Here is a 21,685-nt window from a genome sequence, read left to right as displayed (position 1 = left end):
GTCCAAGCACAACATCGACACCTGCGTGTCCTGCGGCGACATGGCTGGGCCATCACCTACGACGCCGTTCTCACCGCCATACTCATCTGCGCCCAGCTCTGGTCACTCCCAACGTATGGCGACCTGCCTCCAAGCTTCTCGTGGTGTAGAAGCCCTGCCGCACACACGGCTGGCTCCCTGATCACCAAAGAGGTCGCGAACCCCGCCACGAAAACGAAAAGTTCGAAGGTACGATCTGGCACGGAGCAGGCATCGACGAATACAAGAGGAAAAGCAACAGGCCGGAAGCGACAGACAGTCCCGCCGCCAATTAATCGATTCAGAAACGCCCTGCAGCGACACATTCCAATATGCGCTCACAGAGTAGTTTTGAAAGCTGTTCCGCGTTCTCCAAAGACCTAAGGTCTTCAAGCGTCACAACAATCACACGCTGTCCCGCCTGTTGCGCCATATTGATCTTCATATATGCAGCAGTCAGATCAGACTGGTCGCCGGTGATTCCATTGGCAGCAACCATAACCCCCAAACCAACACCTTTTTCCCGCAGTTTCAAGATGAATGCAGCGACAGCCTTAGCGTCCACCGGATTATCCCAATTCTTACACTCAACCAAGAAAAGAGAGGGGACTACCTTCATCCACATGGCCGTTTGAGCATTCGCTACGGATATGTCAATCTCGGAACCACGAAACGGATCAATCCCATTAGTGCGAGTGAGCACGCCCGGGACCCCTCGGAGGAGGTAGCAGAAAAGGGTCTCGAGAGCATCCCCGCGCTCTTTCGTCGTGAGCGACTTATCCTTTCCCAAACTCGCGAGCCGAAAAATCTCCTCTTTCGAGTAATCCGCCATCCCGCTACCTCGCTGCGGCTTGCGCAACGACGTCAGCAATTACTCTCTGAAGTGGCTTTTCCTTAAGCCTCGCGATCAACTCCATCGCCGAAATCCGCTCGACGAGAGCCGTTGGATGGCGGGCAGGGGCAGGCTGCACGCCATCAATCGAGTGATAAACAAGTAGTCCGAGCTGTGAATGAGTTGCCGTCACCTTCTGATACAAGGCAGCTTCATCTTCAGATATTCGTCTCTTACTCTTCCCTGACACGAGCTTGCATTCGGCAAGCACTACAACGGACGAGCCGCTGGACGGAACGAATGCGAAATCTGCGTAGTCATACCGGCGCGCATCTTCGGGCGGTTCCGCCAGTGCCGCACCAGCAGAAACCAGCAGTTCAGAAATGAGGCTTTCAAATTGAGCATACGCACGCCCAATGCGGCCACTCGGTGCACCCGGACTGAGAGGCAAGGGATTTATATACGCTTCCTCCACAGCCTTCAGCCTAGAAAGATACAGTTCCGCATTAATTGGATTGAATCGATCAAGCAAAACCTTGGAGGCGCCATCTCGGGTAGCGCTTGCAGTCAGTGCCCAAATGTGATCTGCGAGTGCACCGCGATCCCCTGGAGAACAAAGTGCTACCGATAGTCCTTTAATCCAACTGGGCGGCTTCAATGGTGGCGACACAATGAGGAGGCTAGGGATTCCACGGGCAACCGCTTGGCCTACACGCAGAAGTACATCGAAATTGTTAAAACCCTCTTGAGGACTCGCCGGGTCGCTTACATTCTTCGCATTGAGGACCCCAACAACAATATCGGGAATGGGTTCAAAGATCACTCCGTCACCAACGACGTTCTTAATGACCCAAAGATCATGGACATCTACGTCGGCAAGTAGGCTCGCCAAAACATCGAGGTCGATTCCACTGACACTTACGAGGGAAGCACGCACAACCACAGCATAGGCCCTAACCCGTGACGTTGGGCGATTTCTGAAAACTTCGGTTCAAAATCCGAACTACCACAGTGATTCGTCGCGCCGAACGGTCGGTTTCCGTCTGCTTGGCGGCAGATGCGACACACCACCGTGCCCATGGGAATCTACGGCAGGAGCCCATGCTGCTTAAAGAGACGGCGGAGAAGGAACTCGGGGATCAGGCGGCGGTGGCCGAAGCGGTATGTAAGTGTTCGCTCCATCGTGGTGACGAGGTGCTGTTGGTTGCCCATGCCGAAGCCGCCCAGGTTCATCTGAGCGGCACTGGCGATGGGAGCGGCGTTCCAAGCATCGGTGCATGCCTGCTTGAAGGGCGCATCGAGACTGGTCAGGCAGTTGTCCAAGACATCACTGAGGACGGTGCTCTCAGTGGAGATCCAGGCGCGTATCTCGGCGAGGCGTTCCTGGAGGTCGTGGCCCGTGGTGGCGAGTGCGTTGAGGACCTCAGGGTCATCGCTCGTGCGGCGGCGTATGCGATAGGGGTACTCAATACGGGCAACTAGGAGTTTCACGGCGGCGGCGTACCGGTCACGCCGGATAGTGGCCCCGGCGCGCAAGCCAGTCAGGATGTGGCCAAGGGCTCCGGCAACGACGGAGGAGCCCAGGGCCAGGATGAGGATGGCTGTCAGGGGCTGGGGTGTCGTCGCGGGTGCGGCGAGGGTTGCCGGGTCCATCGGCGGGCCTCCTGCTGTGTCTCCGGGGTGCGCAGCGGGTGGGTGCCGTGGGCAGGTTGACCGTGCGGAGCATCTTCGGTCGGCCAGGTGCGTGTACGGCGCCAGGCCTCTTCATACATCAGATGCCGGTGGACGAGGGTGATCAAAGGTTCGAGGCCGTCGTCGGGGATCCAGCGCAGGGCCGCGTCGTCGCCGGGGTACTGCAGGCAGAGGTCCTGTACCGGGGGTGGGTTGCGGTGCTTGAAAGCGCGGTCGGCCGAGTTGAGCGGGAAGGCGTGGACGGTGTGGTCGGGTCGGATGACAATGCGGACGCGTTCGGTGGGGTAGTTCTCGCGTTTCAGGGCGGGCAGCGGGCACAGGGTGAGTTCGAGGATCGCTGCTCCGATGTGCCCAGTACGGCCCTCCGCCTCCTCCACGCCGAAGACGGTGTCGGCGTGGAGGAGGTGGTCGGCGGCCGCAGCGGGGTCGGCGAGTACCCGGTTCAGTGGGTACGCCATGACCGCCCCGGACGGGCGGGCTGATGCCCGCGCGAGGAGGTGACGGCGCGTCCGGTGGAGGTGATGCTGCCGGCTGCCAGGGCACGCAGAGCGTCGGAGACGCTCTGGGCCTCGGCGACCGGGAACGGGTCTCCGATCAGGTCGTGCCAGATCTCGATGGCCGCGGCGTGCTGGCCGTCCTCCTCCAGGCGCCGCGCCTCGGCCGCCCGGCGCGCAGCGACAGCCAGCGTGGAGGCGTAGGCGGCGCGCTGGACAGTCGTCCAGTCGGCGGTGAGGTCGTCGACGCCGGTGGGGTCGAACACAGGGCCGGTGACCACCTGGGCGGCGTGCGCGAGGGTTACGGCGAGAGCCTGGGAGTGCTCAAGGAGGCTGGTGACGACCTCGTAGGCGAAGGCCTCCCACAGCAGGCCGCACGTGTCGTCGAGGACCGGGTGGTCCTTCTTGTAGGACTTGAGCATGCGGACCTGGTGGACGAACCGTCCACCAGTGGCCTGATTGCGGGTGCTGATAATCCGGTTGAGCGTGCGGGTGTTGGACCACTCCCAGGTGTCGTTCTCCCGGTCTGCGATGTAGACAATCTCGCTGCCGTTCTCCGCGTCGAGCGCGGGGACCAGGTCGAAGGTGAAGTCCAAGTCGGGGAAGGTCACCTGGAGAGCGTGGGCGGGGGCGTCGTCCACGTCGAACTGGGCGTCGGGGTACTCCTCAGCGAGGACCTCGCGGATCAGGCGCATCGCGTGGGCAGCGCCGCCGGGCTGACGCAGGATCTTCTCCAGACGCGGGTGCATCCGGATGATCATGTCAACGTCCCTGAGTGGCTTAAGCATCGTCTTACGGGCGAAGCTGCCCTGCAGGAAGGTGGCGATGGCCAGGCCGGCGTCCACCAGGTAGTCGGTGATGTCTTGGTGCCGCTTCTGGGCGCTCTTGCGCTCGCGGCCATCGAGGTTGAGTTCCTCGTCGAGGGCGTCGAAGGCGCCCTTCGTGCTGTCGTTCATCGTGCCGTCGTGCTCGTTTCTGCCGGCCGGGTAGGTCGTGGTGCCCGGTGCCGGCTCCGGGGTCCCGTACGTGTTGAGGCACCCGTGGCGGGGCCTTCACATGGGACAGACGACGTAACTCAGCAGTAGCGGGAGCTGTGTGACGAGGGTTCAGTCGCAGTCGCGACAACGGCTGCCAGTTCCGTCGAACATAGCCGCCGGATGGACGATGAAGCATGCCGTGCACTGGCGCTCGGACACCTTGCGGTCGCAGCTGCAGCGGCCGCAGTCGGGGCACGGTGCGGACTCGCAGCGCGTGCAGGTGCGGGTGTAGGAGGTGAAGTCCTCCCCGCAGTGCGCGCAGGTGTAGTCGGCGGGCTCGGGACCGTTATGCCGGACGGAGGGCGCGAAGGTTTTCCAGGGCGCGAGGTCGGTGACGGCGACGGCGAGGAGGTAGCCGTCCATGGCCGCTGTCTGCACGTACAGCTCCTCGCCGAGAATGCCGTCACGATAGGCGAGCCGGCCATGTCCTTCGGCGCGGCCTCGGGCGGACAGAGCAGTGCGGACGACCGGAATGTGGCTCTGGTCGCTGCCGCGGCGCAGTGGGGGCAGGCCATGGGAGGCGGCGAAGGCGAGGGTGCCGTCGGAGGCGAGGAGCAGGATGTGGCCTGGGGCAGGGAGGCGTTCGCTGGCTTTGACGCATGCGGCCATACGGGAGGCCCTGCCAGCTCGCCATAGCGCGACAGCGGCGTCGGCGGTGGGGCCGGCGTCGGTGATGTGCTGATCGGCGAGTACGTCGGGCAAGAGGATGTCGGCGGCGAAGGCATCGCAGGCGGCATCCTCGAGAGCTGTGCCGCCGTCGGGCTGGGCCAGCAGGACGTCCATCAGCTCCACCAAGGTCTGCTGCAGGTGATGGCCCAGTTCGTGGAGGGCGGTGAAGTCGCGGCGAGCCAGGCTCGCGGAGCTGGCGATGGCGAGGACGGCGGGGGTGCCTGCGAAATAGGCGCCGGAGACGCTGCAACCGCCGCCGGAACGACTATCGGGTACGTCCCTGATCTCAAGGCCGGGCCACTGCCGCAGCTCCTCCAGGGCGCCAACGCCCAGATGCTGGTCGGCGCCCGGGTGATCGCGCTGCAGGGCGGTTCGCATGGCCTGGGCCTGGGTACGAGCGGCAGCGCGGCGCAGATAGTTCATCAATCGCTCTCTTGACCGAGGTGAACGTCGAAGTAACGGTCCACGCGGGCGGGCCAGTTCGCCTCTGCGGGACGTTCTTGCCGCGCTGCCAGGGTCAGTGTGGCAAAGAGTGCTTCCTGGCGGGCGTCGTGTTCGGCGGTTCCAGTGAGTTGGGCAAGCCGACGGATCTGTACACGTCGGGCGGGGCGACTCAGTTCGTGTACCGCGCTCTCGGGCAGAGGCGGATTGGCCGCCAGGATCTTGTCTGCAGCCAGGCCCAGGACCGGCGCGAGGAGACCGGCCTCATGTGGGGTGAGCGGTGTCTGCGAGCGCAGGAGGGCGAGGGCACGGGGAGGCTGGATACTCAGGCGTTGGATCAGTTCAGCGGGGCCGAGGCCATGCCGTTTCAGCAGTGCGGCCAGGTCACCGCTGCCCTGAGGCGCCCAGCGTGCCGCGCTAAGCAGGTCCATGGTGTCGGACAGGGCGGCTCGGAATTCGGCGGCCTGCGCTGCGGGACTGGGAATGGGGCTGCCATAACGGTATCCGGTGGCGTCCGGGGCGGGGGTGCCGTCGGCGTTCAGAGGGACAGATAGCTTGCTGACCTGCCGGTCCAGAACACACCAGGGCAGACGGCTTCCCTGAGCAGACCAGAGCGCGAAGGGCTGCTCCAGCGAGGAGGCCTCGGCGGGCAGCAGCAACGTGTCGGAGTCGTGGAAGCGGGTCTCCAAGGAGACCGGAATGGCGTGGACGGTGGTCTCATCGACCGCGGTGACGGCCACCATCTCGACGACGTGGTCCCAGACGGCGCGCCAGATCTGTCCCGGGCGCGGATCGCCGGGCGCGGCCGCCGCTGTGGCACGGACGGCATCGGGGACTTTGAGTTGGGCGACCGCAGCTCGCAGCCGCTCGTACGCGCTGCTCGATGTCTGGCTCATCGGGCGGCCCCCATTTCCTCGCGGCAGTCTGTTCCCACTATGGACAAACGACATCACTCGCCGAACGTCAGGGTGGATCGCCGCCACGGCGCAGCAGCACCGCGGCCACGTCATGAGGATCGTTTCCGTCACCGGTCAGCGCCAGCCTGAGTTTCTCGCTCAGCGCATCCATGATCGCTTGTGTCTGATGACGTCCGAGCCCCAGGAAGGAGGCTGCTGCTGCCGGATCCTCGCCGAGGTGGGGCAGCAGTTTGCGCTCCTGTGGGGACATCTCATGCCAGAGCTCCCCGGCCACGGATTCCGCTGCCACCGGGTTGGACTCCTGCGCCTGGTCGACGTCGGAGTGGAGCAGCACCCCGTCGTCCGCGTAAAGGTTGGTGAACAGGGGCGGGGAGAGCAAGTCGAAGCGGGCTTCGAGTGCCTTGGCCAGGTCCTCTTCCCGGACCGCCCCACCTGCCGTCTTGAGTACCGCCGTCAGCACCGTCATCAGGGCGTGCACCGTCTTCTGCGGGGTGGGCCCGGAATGATTCCAAGCGGTGATCCATACTCCCCGCACTTCCCAGGCAGCCCGGACAAGGTCGTCGAGATCCCCCTGCCAGATCGAATCGGCAGGATGGGCGGCCAAGGCCCAGCGGGGCGAAGCACCGGACACCGCGCGGAACCGATCGTCTTGGGCCAGGCGTTTGGCGAACCGGCGGCGCAGCTTTCCCCGCGGAGTGCTCTTTGCCTCGTCGATCAGAAATCTCCTGATCGAGGTGAAGAACAACTTCTCCAGGGACGTGTCGTCGACCGCCTTCAGAAAGCAGGTCAGGATGAACTGGCTTCCCGCGCCTTCCCGAGTGATCATGCGGTGTAGGAGTTCGTCGACCGCGTCGTTCTCCCACCGGTTGTACCCCTTCGGCGGCGGGAACCCCTGGGTCCGGGCCACCTGACGGCCCACGCGCCGCAGCAACTCGAATCCTTCGTTTCCGAGGCGGCCATCCCGCGCCAGTTCCTCGTACGCCCCGCCCGCCATCAGCCACCCCGGCCTCACCTCGCGGACGGCTCTGTCCGCACAGACTTCCTGCTATACACCCCTCCCCACCCACTCGGGACACGCCGCGCCGTTGGACACGCGCACGGTCGCTGCGCTTAGCCAGTGATGGCGTGGAAGAACACCGAGATCGGTGACCCGAGGACCGAGGAATTCGCAAACTAGAGCTGGACAAGAGAGCGCCGCTCTGACCACACGAAACCTGCGAGCGGCAGGTCATCAGGCACCCCACTCACAGACGCAATCTGTGAAGGACACCGCCGGTCCTCTGTGGTCCTCTGGTGATACCGCTCGGCCGGGGAACGGCAAGGGGATCTCATATGTTCCGGACCCATATGACCGCCCCGGCAGTACTGTCGAGCGCGAGCTCAGTCGCAGGACGTGGCCGGGGACCGCAGGCCGAGCCACTGCTCGGCGTCCCAGGCATGGAACCGCTCCACCTCGGTGAATCCCAGCTTCGCCGCGAGGCGCATCGAGCCGGCGTTGGCGCTCTGGGTGGTGAGCACGACCAGCTCGCCGGGAAGGACACCGTCGAACCAGCCGAGCGCCGCCGCGCACGCCTCGGCGGCGTACCCGAATCCCCACGCCCACGGCAGGAACAGGTAGCCGAGATCGGCCTTCCCTGCGGCGGCCGGGCGATGGTGCTCCGTTGCCCTCCTCAGCAGGACCTGGCCGATCATCGCCCCGTCGAGATCGACGACGAAACTCCCGGGCCATCGCTCGGGCACCTCGGGCACCTCGCGCTCAAGCTCGTCACGCGGGCGGGGGCCACCGAGATAGGTGTGCACCTCCGGCGACGCCAGCAACTCGATGAACGCCGCACGATCCCGAGCCTCGGGCTCACGGAGCACGAGCCTCTCGGTCTTGATCGGTGCGGGTGGCCAGGCGACGGGTCCGAGGTCAGTCATACCGACCACCCAACCAACAGGCTCGGCACCGATCAAGCCGTCCGTAACGACCTGGCGGAAAAGAAATGCGCGGCGGGCAGTAGCACCCGCCACAGTGACCCTCATGAGCGAACGAGGATTGGACCAGGACGGAACGATTGCACGTGAAGGCGCACTGGACCGAGTGCCGGCGGCATTCACCTCCGTCGTCGATGCCGCCCGCACTCGCATCAGCAAGGCGTTCGACAGAGCGCGGCTGCACAGCGCCTACATCTACGGCAGCATCCCGCGCGGCACCGCCGCGCCCGGAGTCTCCGACCTCGACCTCCAACTCGCCCTCCACAGCGAGCCCACGGAAGCCGACCGAGCCGACGCAAAAGCGATCGAGACCGCGCTCGACCACGCGTTCCCCCAGATCGATGGCGTCGGCATCCTGCTGACCAGCACGCGCGCTTTGCTGAGCGACCTCGAACGCCACGATGCCGGCTTCTTCGTCGCCTGCCTGTGTACCCCGCTGCTCGGCCCCGATCTCGCTGAACGACTACCCCGCTACCGCCCTACAACCCTGCTCGCTCGCGAAACGAACGGCGACCTCGCCCTCGCGCTGCAACGCTGGCACACCCGAGTCGCTGAAGCCGCCACGGATGCCGAACGCCAGACCCTCAGCCGCGGCGTCGGCCGTCGCATCGTGCGCACAGGATTCACTCTGATCATGTCCCGCTGGGGCGGCTGGACCAGCGACCTCAACGAGTCCGCCGAACTCTTCGGCTGCTACTACCCCGAGCGGGTTGAGCAGATGCGTATCGCCGCGACCGTCGGCCGCACCCCCTCAGCCGATCCGGCAGTACTCAGCACGCTCATCGACGACCTGGGCCCCTGGCTCGCCGCCGAATACACAGCCGTGCACGGCGAGAAGGCACCCCGCCCCTGAACGGCACCCTTCCCACGGAATTCGCAAGGTAAAACTGCACAGATTCCGAGTCAGGCCAAGACCCCATCCCTGCGAGTCGCAGGCCACCGACTCAAGGTGCCGCAGACATCACACGCACAGGACAGCGGGTGTCCTGGAGGTGCGTCCGTGACAATCCAAGGGTGAAACCCGAAAGCGGAAGGGACAGGTGCTGTCCTGCCCCATCGTTCCTGCCAGGCACCATGCCTGATTAGATCGCCTGCATGACCGACTGGCAGAAGCTCAGCCACGCCTACGGCTCCGCCGAGGACATACCCGCTCTGCTGGCACGGATCGCATCCGAGCCCGAGTCGAAGCACTGGAACGGCCTGTGGTCTGCGCTCTGTCACCAGGGCAGCGTCTACTCGGCTAGCTTCGCAGCGTTGCCCTGGCTAGCCGGCATGGCCGAAAGCAAAGACCGGGGACAAGCCGTGAACGCCCTGAACCTGGCGGGGGCCATCATGGCAGGCGCCGAGCAGCCGCACGGAGCCGGCGATGTCCGCACACAGCACTCGGCGGAAATCACGACTCTGCTGGCATCAGTGAACCGTCATCTCCGGACGGCAACCGACCGCACCGAGTACACCAACCTCCTGGAGTCCATGCTCGGCTTCGAGGGCGTCGTGGGATGGAGTGAAGATCTGGCTTGGGGACTCGGAAACGAAGAATACGAAGTCTCCTGCACCGGCTGCGAAACCAACCTGTTCATCGTCCTCGGTGAACGCGGGTTCTTCTGCTCCAGCGAGGACTACGCCCTGTCGGACGACAACCTCGACACTCGCCCGCTCCGGCCGACGAGCCTCGCAGACTTGGAAGGCATTGGTCGGCGTCTCCATGACATCGCACTCACCGACAGCCAACACGACGTCGCACACATGCTGACCTACGTCTTCGGGAACGCGACCTGCCCGGACTGCGACACCGACTTCTCAGTCGCCGATCGAGTCAGCGCCGACCGGGCGATCACACAGTAGTCCCCGTTGAGCGAACAACTACACCTCTGCTGACCTGCTTGTCAGCGCCTGCGCCTAGCATCCGGCCATGAGCATGATCGGAGAGTACGCCCGCCTGACCCCTGCCGAACTCGATCGCGTGATCCATGACCCCGATCGGGCCCAGGAGTTCGTCGACGAACTGATCGAGGGGGAGTCGGACGCAACTCCCAAGGCATCCGCAGCACGCTGCCATGACGTTGATAAAGCGTGGCACGCGCTCGACTTCCTACTGCGTCGCATCGACTTCCCCGTCGACATCGTTCATGGCGAGGAGGAGATCCCCGAGGCCGAGGACTGGGGTTACGGGCCGCCCCGCTTTCTCAGCCCAGAACGCGTTCGCATCGCAGCGGAGACACTCACCACCACACCCCACGAGGCCATTGTTGCAGGCGTTCATCCGGTAGATCTCGCCAAAGCCGAAATCTACCCAACCGTCGTCTGGGAGCGCGGCGAGTCGCTCGACTACTTGACCAGCCATTACCAGGCGCTGGTTCCGTTCTTCCGGGCAGCAGCAGACGCCGGGGACGCCATGCTCATCTGGCTGGACTGACAGCCCTCGCCGCTGCGCGCCGGATCCCAAACAATGCAGGGTCAAACTGCACAGATCCGAGCCGGGCAGGCCCAGACGTTCCTTCATGCCCCAGCTCAACTCCCGGTCACGATGCGACTACAAAATTCAAAGGACAGCGGGTGTCCTGGAGGGTCCGGCCGGACACGTCGGATCAGCCTTGCCTCAGACGCCGGGCCTCCCGGCCCGAGACGGTGGCGATCGCGGTGGCCGTGGAACCAGTGAGCGGCGGCGTGGACGCGAATATTCCGCGCCGGAAGCCAGGCCGTGGCGGCGCCGGCCGGTGGCGCTCGCCGGGGTGTCGCTCATGCGCGTGCCACGGCATGCTCGATGCGGAGACGGGCCGAGGACCCCGGCGCATACACCCCGGCACATACAACGGACGCGGGACGGTGGGCGGATGACACGCACGGGACGAGTGGCCGGGCCGGCTCTGGCGGCGCTGCTGCTGACCGGGTGCGGCGGAGGCGGTACGGATCCTTCGGACAGGGATCCTTCGGACAGCGCGACACGACCGGCCGCATCGGCGACCGCACCGGCCACGGCGGCGACCGCGCCGGCGGATCCGGGAACACCATCGGAATCCTCACCTCCGGTGGTCCCGCCACGGATGGAGACCCTTGTCACCGTCACCAGGTCCGGCGGCCTCGCCGGACGCCACGACAGCGTGATCGTTTACTCCGACGGCTCGTACACCACGCTCGTCAAGGGCCGGACGGGCACATCGGGACGGATGGCGGCCGGCGAACTCGCCGAGCTGCGGGCCGCGCTGTCCGCGTCCGGAATCGAGCGGCTGCCCCGCGTACTCTTCGACCGGCCCGCGCCGGACGCGTTCTTGTACGCCATCGCGTACCAGGGCCGTGAAGTGGTGATGTCCGACGCGCAGCCGGTGCCGACGGTGCGCCGAGTCGTCGCGGCGGCGCCGCTGCCGTCCTGATTCACAACTCCTGATCCAAAACTCCTGATCCACAACTCCTGATCCGGACCGGTGATCGCGTGGGCCACACCGGTCAACCTTCCCGGCGCGCGTGCGTCGGCGGTGGAAACGGATTGCCCCCTTCCGCCCCGCCCCGCCAGGATGGCCGGGACCGAGTCCGTCGTACGAGGAGATCCCCACCGTGCCCGTGCCCGTGCCCGTGCCCGATCCCGACCCCGCTTCCGCTGCCGGCAACGGCCACCGGAACACCTCCGGCCACGGCCCCGGCGGACCGGCCGGCGGCGGGCCCGACGCCGAGCCCGTCACGCTGGACCGCCGTGACGGACCATACGGAGAAATCGTCCTGCGGCAGCGCGGCGAACGGCTGGAGATCATCGCCAACGGCTGCTTCCTGATGGACACCTCGGACGGCCGTTCCGAGCGGCTGCTGATCGACGCCGCGCTGGCCACCCTGTCCGCCGAGCGCCGTGACCGGCTGCCGTCCCTCCTCATCGGCGGCCTCGGCGTGGGCTTCTCCCTCGCGCACGCCGTCGCCGATCCGCACTGGGGCCGGATCGTGGTCGTCGAGCGCGAGCAGGCCGTCATCGACTGGCATCACGGCGGCCCGCTCGCCCGTATCTCGGGCGCGGCGCTCGTCGATCCGCGCGTTGTGATCCTTCACACCGATCTGGTGGAGCACGTACGGACCAGCACGGACAGCTACGACGCGCTCTGTCTCGATATCGACAACGGACCCGACTGGACCGTCACGGAGGGCAACGGAAATCTGTACTCGGCGGAGGGTCTCGCCGCCTGCCGGGAGCGGCTGAATCCAGGCGGAGTTCTGGCCGTATGGTCGGCCCAGCCTTCCGCCGCCTTCGACGAAGCGCTCCGTAATGCCGGATTCAGCGGGGTTCGGACCGAAGAGATGCGCGTTGCCCGAGGCGTACCCGACGTGGTCCATCTCGCTGTTCGCACTGCGTAGCCGGGACCCTCCCGCTGCCTCTACGCTGCTCCCCGACACACGGATCCGCGATCTCTCCGGAGAGCGCGGATCAAGGATCGCGGAACGCGTACCAGGGGCGGGGCTATGGAGCAGACACATACCAGCCACAGCGGAGTCGCGGCCACGCCCGGCGCCCAGCGCCGAGTCCTGGTCGTCGAGGACGACGCGACGATCGTCGACGCCATCGCCGCGCGGCTGCGGGCCGAGGGCTTCGTGGTGCAGACGGCGCTCGACGGCCCGGCGGCCGTCGACGCGGCCGAGGCGTGGCAGCCGGATCTGATGGTCCTCGACGTGATGCTGCCGGGCTTCGACGGCCTGGAGGTCTGCCGCCGCGTCCAGGCGCAGCGCCCGGTGCCCGTGCTGATGCTCACGGCCCGCGACGACGAGACCGACATGCTGGTCGGTCTCGGCGTGGGCGCCGACGACTACATGACCAAGCCGTTCTCCATGCGGGAGCTGGCGGCCCGGGTGCATGTGCTGCTGCGCCGGGTGGAGCGCGCGGCGCTGGCGGCGGTGACGCCGCGCAGCGGCATCCTGCGGCTGGGCGAGCTGGAGATCGACCACGCGCAGCGCCGGGTGCGGGTGCGCGGCGAGGACGTCCATCTGACGCCGACCGAGTTCGATCTGCTGGTCTGCCTGGCGAACACGCCGCGCGCGGTGCTGTCCCGGGAGCAGCTCCTCGCCGAGGTGTGGGACTGGGCGGACGCGTCGGGCACCCGGACCGTCGACAGCCATATCAAGGCGCTGCGCCGGAAGATCGGCGCCGAGCGGATCCGTACCGTGCACGGCGTCGGCTACGCGCTGGAGACCCCGGCGCCATGAGCCGTCGCGGGAGCGGCGGAGGCGCCGGAGAGGGACCGGGCAGACCCGGCCGCGGAAGAGCGGGACACGACAGAGCCGGCCGCCGCGGCGAGCCGCACGCCGGAGGTTCCGACAGAACCGGACTGCGGCCCTTCTCCATCAAGGCCAAGCTCGGCACTCTCGTCGTCGTCTCCGTGTTCATCACCACCGGTCTGCTGATGGTGGCCCTGCGCACCGACACCGAGCTGCGCTTCATCACCGTCTTCTCGGTGATCGCCACGCTGCTGATCACCCAGTTCGTGGCGCATGGCCTCACCGCCCCGCTGGACGAGATGACCACCGTCGCCAAGGGCATCTCGCACGGTGACTACACGCGCCGGGTGAGCGGCGCGGACCGCTGGGACGAGCTGGGTGATCTCGCCTCCACGATCAATCGCATGGCCGACGACCTGGAGGCGGTGGACCGGCACCGCAAGGAGCTGGTGGCCAATGTCTCGCACGAGCTGCGCACGCCCATCGCGGCCCTGCGCGCCGTGCTGGAGAACGTCGTCGACGGCGTGTCCGCCGCCGATCCCGAGACCATGCTCACGGCGCTGCGGCAGACGGAGCGGCTCGGCCGGCTGACGGAGACCCTGCTGGACCTGTCCCGGCTGGACAGCGGCGTCGTACCACTGCGAGCGCGGCGCTTCGAGGTGTGGCCGTATCTCTCCGGTGTGCTCAAGGAGGCCAGTCTGGCCGCCTCGCGGCGCAAGCTGAGTTCCGGTTCCGGCAATCACACCCGTACGGATGTGCATCTGCATCTGGATGTCTCGCCTCCCGAGCTGACCGCGCACGCGGACGCGGAGCGGCTGCACCAGGTCGTCGCCAATCTCGTCGACAACGCCGTCAAGCACAGTCCGCCGCACGGCCGTGTCACCGTGCGTGCCCGGCGCGGCGCCGATCCCGAGTCGCTGGATCTGGAGGTCCAGGACGAGGGCCCCGGTATCCCCGAGCAGGAGCGGCACCGGGTCTTCGAGCGGTTCAACCGGGGCAGCTCGGCCTCTGCGGACGGACCCGGCAGTGACGGCGGTACGGGACTGGGCCTGGCGATCGCGCGCTGGGCCGTCGATCTGCACGGCGGGCGGATCGGTGTGGCCGAATCCGCTCGCGGTTGCCGGATACAGGTCACTCTTCCGGGGGTCCCCCGAGCGCGCGGTTGACCGGTAGAGTCGCATTTGTAAGCGCACGATCTCCGGGTACGGAGTCGGGGACGGGCGGGCAACGGGCCGCTTACGCGCCGTGGCTGGGGCGTCGTTTTCCCTGACGCAGCGGAACCAGGCTTGTTTCCCGCCAATTCATACGCTGAAACCCGCCGTCCGATGTGACTTGCACGACGATGGCACGCCCGGCCTGCATCTCTCGGCCTGGTAGGCGTAGCCTTGATTCCCGCTGTCCATCACCTTGTGAAGCGGAAGAGGGCGGTTCACGCCGTGTCGTCTCAGTCCCCCAGTAACGCGAGCATCTCGACCGACGAAGACGGGCAGGGCAAGAATCCTGCCGCTGCCTTCGGAGCCAATGAATGGCTCGTCGACGAGATCTACCAGCAGTACCTCCAGGATCCGAATTCGGTCGACCGTGCCTGGTGGGACTTCTTCGCCGACTACAAGCCGGGCACTCCCGGTACGGCGGACAAGCCCGCGGAGACCGCAGCCGCGGGGGCTGCGGTGCCCGAGAGCCCGGTGGCCGCTCCGGCCCCTGCCGCGCCGGCGCAGCCCGTGGTGCGGGCCCCGGTCCAGGCCCAGGCGCCCGCCCAGGTCGCGGCTCCGGCCGCACCGGCGAAGCCCGTGGCCGCCGCGCCCGCGCCCGCCAAGGCCGCGCCGGCCGCTCCGGCCAAGGCCGCCGCTGCTCCGGCCAAGGCCGCGCCCGCCGCGAACGGCAGCGAGGCGTCCGGCGCCCCCGGGGGTCCGGAGTATGTGACGCTGCGTGGCCCCTCCGCCGCCGTCGCGAAGAACATGAACGCCTCGCTGGAGCTGCCCACGGCCACGTCCGTGCGCGCCGTCCCGGTCAAGCTGCTCTTCGACAACCGCATCGTCATCAACAACCACCTGAAGCGTGCGCGCGGCGGCAAGATCTCCTTCACGCACCTCATCGGCTACGCCATGGTGCAGGCGCTCAAGGCCATGCCGTCGATGAACCACTCCTTCGCGGTGCGGGACGGCAAGCCGACCCTGGTCAAGCCCGAGCATGTGAACCTCGGTCTCGCGATCGACCTGGTGAAGCCGAACGGCGACCGCCAGCTCGTCGTCGCCGGTATCAAGAAGGCCGAGACGCTCAACTTCTTCGAGTTCTGGCAGGCGTACGAGGACATCGTCCGCCGCGCCCGCACCAACAAGCTGACGATGGAGGACTTCTCCGGAGTCACCGCGTCGCTGACCAACCCGGGCGGCATCGGCACCGTCCACTCCGTGCCGCGTCTGATGCCCGGTCAGGGCCTCATCCTGGGCGTCGGCGCGATGGACTATCCCGCCGAGTTCCAGGGCACCTCCCAGGACACCCTGAACAAGCTGGGCATCTCCAAGGTCATGACGCTGACCTCGACGTACGACCACCGCGTCATCCAGGGCGCCGCCTCCGGCGAGTTCCTGCGGATCCTCAGCCAACTGCTCCTCGGCGAGAACGACTTCTTCGACGACATCTTCAAGGCGCTGCGGATCCCGTACGAGCCGGTGCGCTGGCTCAAGGACATCGACGCCTCGCACGACGACGACGTCACCAAGCCCGCCCGGGTCTTCGAGCTGATCCACTCCTACCGGGTGCGCGGCCATGTCATGGCCGACACGGACCCGCTGGAGTACCGCCAGCGCAAGCACCCCGACCTGGACATCACCGAGCACGGGCTCACACTCTGGGACCTGGAGCGGGAGTTCGCGGTCGGCGGCTTCGCCGGCAAGTCCATGATGAAGCTGCGCGACATCCTGGGCGTGCTGCGCGAGTCGTACTGCCGCACCACCGGCATCGAGTTCATGCACATCCAGGACCCGAAGCAGCGCAAGTGGCTCCAGGACCGGGTGGAGCGTCCGCGCGCCAAGCCGGAGCGCGAGGAGCAGCTCCGGATCCTGCGCCGGCTCAACGCCGCCGAGGCCTTCGAGACCTTCCTGCAGACGAAGTACGTCGGCCAGAAGCGCTTCTCGCTGGAGGGCGGCGAGTCCGTCATCCCGCTGCTCGACGCGGTCATCGACTCCGCCGCCGAGTCGCGCCTCGACGAGGTCGTCATCGGGATGGCCCACCGCGGCCGGCTGAACGTCCTCGCGAACATCGTCGGCAAGTCGTACGCGCAGATCTTCCGGGAGTTCGAGGGCAACCTCGACCCGAAGTCGATGCACGGCTCCGGCGATGTGAAGTACCACCTGGGCGCCGAGGGCACCTTCACCGGTCTCGACGGCGAGCAGATCAAGGTCTCGCTGGCCGCCAACCCCTCCCACCTGGAGGCGGTCGACCCGATCCTGGAGGGCATCGCCCGCGCCAAGCAGGACATCATCAACAAGGCCGGCACGGACTTCACCGTCCTGCCTCTCGCGCTCCACGGCGACGCGGCCTTCGCCGGCCAGGGTGTGGTCGCCGAGACGCTCAACATGTCCCAGCTTCGCGGCTACCGCACCGGCGGCACGGTGCACATCGTGATCAACAACCAGGTCGGCTTCACCGCCGCTCCGGAGTCCTCGCGTTCGTCCATGTACGCGACCGATGTCGCCCGCATGATCGAGGCGCCGATCATCCATGTGAACGGCGACGACCCGGAGGCCGTGGTCCGCGTCGGCCGGCTCGCCTTCGAGTTCCGCCAGACGTTCAACAAGGACGTCGTCATCGACCTCATCTGCTACCGCCGCCGCGGTCACAACGAGGGCGACAACCCGCAGTTCACCAACCCGCAGATGGTCCGGCTGATCGACAAGAAGCGCTCGGTGCGCAAGCTCTACACCGAGTCGCTCATCGGCCGCGGCGACATCACGCTGGAAGAGGCGGAGCAGGCGCTCCAGGACTTCCAGGGCCAGCTTGAGAAGGTGTTCGCGGAGGTCCGTGAGGCCACCTCGGGTCCCGCTCCGGCCCATGTCCCGGACGTCCAGGCCGAGTTCCCGGTGTCCGTGACGACCGCCGTCTCCCAGGAGATCGTCAAGCGGATCGCCGAGTCGCAGGTCAACATCCCGGACAGCGTCACCGTCCACCCGCGGCTGATGCCGCAGATGCAGCGCCGCGCCGCCTCGGTGGACGACGGCACGATCGACTGGGGCATGGGCGAGACCCTCGCCATCGGCTCGCTGCTGATGGAAGGCACGCCGGTCCGGCTCTCCGGACAGGACACCCGCCGCGGTACGTTCGGCCAGCGCCACGCGGTCCTGGTCGACCAGGAGACCGGCGAGGACTACACACCGCTGCTGTACCTCGCGGAGGACCAGGCCCGCTACAACGTCTACGACTCGCTGCTCAGCGAGTACGCGGCGATGGGCTTCGAGTACGGCTACTCCCTGGCCAGGCCGGACGCGCTGGTCATGTGGGAGGCGCAGTTCGGTGACTTCGTCAACGGCGCGCAGTCCGTCGTCGACGAGTTCATCTCCTCGGCCGAGCAGAAGTGGGGCCAGACGTCCGGCGTCACGCTGCTGCTGCCGCACGGCTACGAGGGCCAGGGCCCGGACCACTCGTCCGCCCGCCCGGAGCGCTTCCTCCAGATGTGCGCCCAGCACAACATGACGGTCGCCATGCCGACGCTGCCGTCGAACTACTTCCACCTGCTGCGCTGGCAGGTCCACAACCCGCACCACAAGCCGCTCGTCGTCTTCACTCCGAAGTCGATGCTCCGGCTGAAGGCCGCGGCGTCCAAGGCGGAGGAGTTCACCACCGGCGGCTTCCGTCCGGTGATCGGCGACACCAGCGTGAACCCGGAGGCGGTCCGCAAGGTCGTCTTCTGCTCCGGCAAGGTCTACTACGACCTGGACGCCGAGCGTCAGAAGCGCGGCGTCACGGACACCGCGATCCTGCGACTTGAGCGCCTCTACCCGCTTCCGGGTGCGGAGCTCCAGGCCGAGATCGCCAAGTTCCCGAACGCCGACACGTATCTGTGGGCCCAGGAGGAGCCGGCGAACCAGGGTGCCTGGCCGTTCATCGCGCTCAACCTGATCGACCACCTGGACCTGGCGGTCGGTGCCGACATCCCGGGCGCGGAGCGTCTGCGCCGCATCTCGCGTCCGCACTCCTCGTCTCCGGCGGTCGGCTCGGCCAAGCGCCACCAGGCGGAGCAGCAGCAGCTCGTCAGCGAGGTCTTCGACGCCTGACCCGCTTGCCGTACGACCCGGAGGGCCCGGTACCGCGTGCTGCGCGGTACCGGGCCCTCCGGCGTGATGACGACGGCCGCTCCGCCGCGCCGGGCGTCAGATGGCCGGCGGCTCGAAGTCCCAGTACGGGCGGGTGCGGGAGCGGGCCGCGACGGTGTGGACATGCTGGGCGCCGAGCGTCGCCACCAGATCGTCCAGCGCCTCACCCTCGACCTTCTCGGCGCGCCGCCCGTCCCGCAGGGCGCGCAGGTCCGCCGCGTACGCGATCCGGCTGGAGAGGGTCAGCGGATGAGTGCGGCCGAGGACCTCGGTGGCACGGGCGATGGTGTCGTTGGTCAGCGCGGCCGCGCCCTCGGCGTCTCCCACGATATTGCGCAGCGCGGAGGCGTTGACGGCGCAGCCGAGGGTCCAGGGATGGGCCTCGCCCACGGCCCGGGTCATAGCGGTGAGCGAGTCCTCGATCAGGGTGTGGGCCTGTTCCCGCTCGCCGACGTTGCGCAGGATCAGCGCGTGGTTGGCGCGGGTGCCCGCGACAAACGGATGTGCCGCGCCGAGCATCGCCACATAGCCGTCGACGACCCGCTCGCTTATGGCCTTGGCCTGGTCGATGTCGCCGTGCTCACGGGCGAAGCAGCTCTGGCTGGCCGCGAACATCACGGTCAGCGGGTCGTTCTCGCCGAGGACGCGCTCGCAGCTCTCCAGCACCTGGGTGAACAGCGCACCGGCCTTGCCGCGGTCACCGCCTCGGTACAGGCACAGCGCGAGATTGTGCTCGGCGCGCAGCGTCTGCGGATTGTCCTTGCCCAGGACGATCCGGTGGACGCGCACGCTCTGTCCCTGGAGCGACTCGGCCTCGCTGTAGCGGCCGAGCAGCCGCAGATCCGTGGCGTAGTTGATCTCCGAGTAGAGGGTCCAGCTGTGCCGGGGCCGCAGGAGCTGCCGCCGGGCCTCCAGCGTGCGCCGGTTGAGGTCGAGCGACTCCTCGTACCGGCCGAGCAGCCGCTGTGACATGGCCAGGTTGTTCTGGGCGTTGAGCGTGCGGGAGTCCTGTTCGCCGAGCAGCTCACGGTAGGCGGCGAGGATCCAGCCGGAGATCTCGAACGCCTCGTCGTACCGGCCGAGGCCGCGCAGATCGGCGGCGAGCCCTCCGGCGGCCCGCAGATGCTCCAGGTCCCGCGGTCCTCGTTCGTTGCGCAGATGCTCGACGGCGGCGCGCTCGATGGCTTCCGTGCCCGCGTAGTCGCCGACGGCGCGCATCAGATTGGCGTAGTGGTAGCTGACGTCCCAGATCCTCGGATGGGTCTCGCCGAGGAGATCCTTCCAGGCGTCCAGCGCGCGCCGGCCGAGTTTGATGCCCGCCCGGTACTCACCGGAGAGATACATGTAGCGCAGGCAGTTGAGGATCAGGGTGTGCATGGCCGCGTCGGTGCTCTTGAGGACATCGGCCCACTTGAGATGCGGAGTGATCTCGGCGTAGCGGGGCCACAGCCGGGTGTCGGTGGGCCGGCCCGGGTCCGCCGCCACGAGCGCCCGGCGCACCACCTCGATGAACTCCTTGTGGTCCTGCGCGGGCATGTCCTGGTGGACGATCTGATGGACCATCCGGTGCATATAGAGCGTGTCGCCCGCCACGCCGGACAGACCGGCGTCGCCGACCGAGTCATGGACCTCGCGCTCGCCGACACCGGCGGCGCGCACCACGGCGTACTGGCGCAGCTTGTTGATGGCCCGCGCCCACCGCACCGGGTCGTCGACCAAGCCGCGTAGTTTTTCCGGGAGTTCGTCGGCGGGCAGGTCCCGCACCAGCCGTACGGGGATGGCGCCCGGCGCGAAGAACGTGCACAGCCGGAGCAGATCGACGGACTCGGGCACGGTCTCGCGGAGCTGGTTCAGCAGTATCGACCAGCCGGTCTGGAAGGCCAGCGGGAAGTCGGCGGAGACCTTGACGACGTCCTGGTCGATGCCGTCCTCAAGAAGCTCGATGTACTCGTCGACCGACATGTCCGAGTCATTGAGCCAGCCCGCCGTCTGGTCCAGCAGCAGCGGCAGGTCCTCCAGCGCCACCGCGAGCTGGTCGGCCTCCTCATGGGTCAGGCGCGGCGCGCGGCGGCGGACGAACGCGACGGACTCCTCGCGGTCGTAGACCGGCACCTCCATCAGCGTGCTGTTGTGCTCGCCCCACTCCGGATTGCGTGCGGTGATCAGCACATGGCCGGGTCCGGTCGGCACCAGGTCCCAGATCTGGTCGGGTTCGTCCGCACCGTCGAGGACCAGCAGCCAGCGGGAGTACGGCTCGCCCCGGCGCAGCGCGTCGCGGGCCGCGCGCAGCCGCTCGCCGTACTCGACACCGGTGGACAGGCCGAGCGCCGGGGCCAGTTCGGCGAGCCGCTGCCGGCAGGTGACGCGCTTGTCCGCGGCGACCCACCACACCACGTCGTACTCGGCGCCGAAGCGGTACACGTACTCCGCGGCGAGCTGTGTCTTTCCCACGCCCGACATGCCGTGCAGGGTCACCACACCGGCGCCGCGACCGGCTTCCTGGAGCGCGTGATAGGCGTTGTTGAGCAGGACCTCCCGGCCGGTGAAGCGCGTGTTGCGCCGCGGCACACCGCCCCACACATCGGGAGTGTCCGCCGGGTAGCGGGGCCCGCGGCGCGGGTCGCCGGGATCGGGCAGCCGCTCGTCCGGGAGGCCGAGCCGGGCCAGCACGCGTCTCTCGGCCTCTTCCTCGCCGACGGTGGTCAGATCGGCGGCGGCGAAGACGGCGGTGGCGCTGGGCAGCGCGGCGCCGGTGACGGTGACGGCGGCGAAGCGGCCGGAGGCCGGCGCCACCACCGCGCGCAGCGCTCTGTTCCATTCGTCGTGGCTGCGCGGGCCGAGCTGGAAGTACCAGTCGCTCATCACGACGAGGACGGGACCGGGCGCGAGCAGCAGATCCCGCAGCGCCTCCTCCAGCGGGGCCTCCACCGGCGGGTCCCAGCGCTGGTAGACGACCGTGTGTCCGCGCCGCTCCAGGCGGTCTCCGATCCAGGCCGCCCAGGCCCGGTTGAACCCGGCGAAACTGATGGTGACAGCCTGCGTCCCGGTTGCTGCAACTGGCTTACGCGCTCCGGGCATTCGACCGTCTCCCTGCATCGTCATACGC

General features: G+C 67.4%; 18 protein-coding genes. 8 read left to right on the top strand and 10 right to left on the bottom strand.

The window, feature by feature from the left end:
* Positions 1 to 319 precede the first annotated feature (319 nt).
* The 9 genes from PV679_RS15960 to PV679_RS15920 form a co-directional block, all read right to left on the bottom strand.
* Entirely contained in the window at positions 320 to 721 is a 402-nt protein-coding gene (locus tag PV679_RS15960; RefSeq protein WP_319680893.1) for a restriction endonuclease, read from the bottom strand.
* Positions 722 to 854: 133 nt separating this feature from the next.
* Positions 855 to 1,787, bottom strand: a complete 933-nt coding sequence (locus PV679_RS15955) for a hypothetical protein (protein ID WP_319680892.1) — start codon at positions 1,785 to 1,787, stop codon at positions 855 to 857.
* A gap of 149 nt (positions 1,788 to 1,936) precedes the next feature.
* Entirely contained in the window at positions 1,937 to 2,503 is a 567-nt protein-coding gene (locus PV679_RS15950) for a hypothetical protein (RefSeq protein ID WP_319680891.1), read from the bottom strand.
* Complete coding sequence (locus PV679_RS15945; protein ID WP_319680890.1) at positions 2,455 to 3,000, bottom strand: hypothetical protein; 546 nt, start codon at positions 2,998 to 3,000, stop codon at positions 2,455 to 2,457. Before PV679_RS15945 ends, PV679_RS15950 begins: the two co-directional genes overlap by 49 nt.
* Positions 2,985 to 3,992, bottom strand: a complete 1,008-nt coding sequence (locus tag PV679_RS15940; RefSeq protein WP_319680889.1) for a nucleotidyltransferase — start codon at positions 3,990 to 3,992, stop codon at positions 2,985 to 2,987. The genes PV679_RS15945 and PV679_RS15940 overlap by 16 nt, the downstream gene beginning before the upstream one ends.
* Before the next feature lie 150 nt (positions 3,993 to 4,142).
* A complete protein-coding gene (locus tag PV679_RS15935) occupies positions 4,143 to 5,165 on the bottom strand; it encodes an ImmA/IrrE family metallo-endopeptidase (RefSeq protein WP_319680888.1) in 1,023 nt (340 codons plus the stop codon).
* Complete coding sequence (locus tag PV679_RS15930) at positions 5,165 to 6,079, bottom strand: hypothetical protein (protein WP_319680887.1); 915 nt, start codon at positions 6,077 to 6,079, stop codon at positions 5,165 to 5,167. Before PV679_RS15930 ends, PV679_RS15935 begins: the two co-directional genes overlap by 1 nt.
* A 67-nt stretch (positions 6,080 to 6,146) precedes the next feature.
* Positions 6,147 to 7,094 (bottom strand): hypothetical protein, encoded by a 948-nt coding sequence (locus PV679_RS15925; protein WP_319680886.1) that lies wholly within the window; start codon positions 7,092 to 7,094, stop codon positions 6,147 to 6,149.
* A gap of 386 nt (positions 7,095 to 7,480) precedes the next feature.
* The gene (locus PV679_RS15920; RefSeq protein WP_319680885.1) at positions 7,481 to 8,020 is read right to left on the bottom strand and encodes a GNAT family N-acetyltransferase; all 540 of its coding nucleotides are present in this window, start codon (positions 8,018 to 8,020) and stop codon (positions 7,481 to 7,483) included.
* Between the two features lie 103 nt (positions 8,021 to 8,123).
* Here PV679_RS15920 and PV679_RS15915 point away from each other — a divergent pair, with 103 nt between their 5' ends.
* From PV679_RS15915 to PV679_RS15880, 8 genes are all read left to right on the top strand, one after another.
* The gene (locus PV679_RS15915) at positions 8,124 to 8,930 is read left to right on the top strand and encodes a nucleotidyltransferase (protein ID WP_319680884.1); all 807 of its coding nucleotides are present in this window, start codon (positions 8,124 to 8,126) and stop codon (positions 8,928 to 8,930) included.
* 242 nt (positions 8,931 to 9,172) lie between these two features.
* Positions 9,173 to 9,922: a hypothetical protein gene (locus PV679_RS15910; protein WP_319680883.1), complete on the top strand. Its 750-nt coding sequence runs from the start codon at positions 9,173 to 9,175 to the stop codon at positions 9,920 to 9,922.
* Positions 9,923 to 9,989: 67 nt separating this feature from the next.
* Complete coding sequence (locus tag PV679_RS15905; RefSeq protein ID WP_319680882.1) at positions 9,990 to 10,493, top strand: YfbM family protein; 504 nt, start codon at positions 9,990 to 9,992, stop codon at positions 10,491 to 10,493.
* 418 nt (positions 10,494 to 10,911) lie between these two features.
* Entirely contained in the window at positions 10,912 to 11,448 is a 537-nt protein-coding gene (locus tag PV679_RS15900) for a hypothetical protein (protein WP_319680881.1), read from the top strand.
* Positions 11,449 to 11,755: 307 nt separating this feature from the next.
* Positions 11,756 to 12,412 (top strand): spermidine synthase, encoded by a 657-nt coding sequence (locus PV679_RS15895; protein WP_319680963.1) that lies wholly within the window; start codon positions 11,756 to 11,758, stop codon positions 12,410 to 12,412.
* Between the two features lie 105 nt (positions 12,413 to 12,517).
* A complete protein-coding gene (locus PV679_RS15890) occupies positions 12,518 to 13,255 on the top strand; it encodes a response regulator transcription factor (protein ID WP_319680880.1) in 738 nt (245 codons plus the stop codon).
* A gap of 122 nt (positions 13,256 to 13,377) precedes the next feature.
* Positions 13,378 to 14,433, top strand: a complete 1,056-nt coding sequence (locus PV679_RS15885) for a HAMP domain-containing sensor histidine kinase (protein WP_319680962.1) — start codon at positions 13,378 to 13,380, stop codon at positions 14,431 to 14,433.
* Positions 14,434 to 14,703: 270 nt separating this feature from the next.
* Positions 14,704 to 18,540: a multifunctional oxoglutarate decarboxylase/oxoglutarate dehydrogenase thiamine pyrophosphate-binding subunit/dihydrolipoyllysine-residue succinyltransferase subunit gene (locus PV679_RS15880; RefSeq protein WP_319680879.1), complete on the top strand. Its 3,837-nt coding sequence runs from the start codon at positions 14,704 to 14,706 to the stop codon at positions 18,538 to 18,540.
* 96 nt (positions 18,541 to 18,636) lie between these two features.
* Here the strand turns inward: PV679_RS15880 and fxsT are convergent, their stop codons facing one another.
* Complete coding sequence (fxsT, locus tag PV679_RS15875) at positions 18,637 to 21,657, bottom strand: FxSxx-COOH system tetratricopeptide repeat protein (RefSeq protein ID WP_319680878.1); 3,021 nt, start codon at positions 21,655 to 21,657, stop codon at positions 18,637 to 18,639.
* Positions 21,658 to 21,685 lie beyond the last annotated feature (28 nt).

It is taken from the genome of Streptomyces sp. AK02-01A (assembly GCF_033795305.1).
Taxonomy (GTDB): Bacteria; Actinomycetota; Actinomycetes; order Streptomycetales; family Streptomycetaceae; genus Streptomyces.
This window is presented reverse-complemented; position numbering and strand designations above follow the sequence as displayed.

Excerpts from the sequence above, each read along its gene's own strand:
- PV679_RS15890 (WP_319680880.1), top strand. The coding sequence starts at position 12,518 with ATGGAGCAGACACATACCAGCCACAGCGGAGTCGCGGCCACGCCCGGC.
- PV679_RS15935 (WP_319680888.1), bottom strand. The coding sequence starts at position 5,165 with ATGAACTATCTGCGCCGCGCTGCCGCTCGTACCCAGGCCCAGGCCATG.
- PV679_RS15900 (WP_319680881.1), top strand. The coding sequence starts at position 10,912 with ATGACACGCACGGGACGAGTGGCCGGGCCGGCTCTGGCGGCGCTGCTG.
- PV679_RS15945 (WP_319680890.1), bottom strand. The coding sequence starts at position 3,000 with ATGGCGTACCCACTGAACCGGGTACTCGCCGACCCCGCTGCGGCCGCC.
- PV679_RS15930 (WP_319680887.1), bottom strand. The coding sequence starts at position 6,079 with ATGAGCCAGACATCGAGCAGCGCGTACGAGCGGCTGCGAGCTGCGGTC.
- PV679_RS15905 (WP_319680882.1), top strand. The coding sequence starts at position 9,990 with ATGAGCATGATCGGAGAGTACGCCCGCCTGACCCCTGCCGAACTCGAT.
- PV679_RS15940 (WP_319680889.1), bottom strand. The coding sequence starts at position 3,992 with ATGAACGACAGCACGAAGGGCGCCTTCGACGCCCTCGACGAGGAACTC.
- PV679_RS15950 (WP_319680891.1), bottom strand. The coding sequence starts at position 2,503 with ATGGACCCGGCAACCCTCGCCGCACCCGCGACGACACCCCAGCCCCTG.
- fxsT (WP_319680878.1), bottom strand. The coding sequence starts at position 21,657 with ATGCCCGGAGCGCGTAAGCCAGTTGCAGCAACCGGGACGCAGGCTGTC.
- PV679_RS15925 (WP_319680886.1), bottom strand. The coding sequence starts at position 7,094 with ATGGCGGGCGGGGCGTACGAGGAACTGGCGCGGGATGGCCGCCTCGGA.
- PV679_RS15915 (WP_319680884.1), top strand. The coding sequence starts at position 8,124 with ATGAGCGAACGAGGATTGGACCAGGACGGAACGATTGCACGTGAAGGC.
- PV679_RS15920 (WP_319680885.1), bottom strand. The coding sequence starts at position 8,020 with ATGACTGACCTCGGACCCGTCGCCTGGCCACCCGCACCGATCAAGACC.
- PV679_RS15910 (WP_319680883.1), top strand. The coding sequence starts at position 9,173 with ATGACCGACTGGCAGAAGCTCAGCCACGCCTACGGCTCCGCCGAGGAC.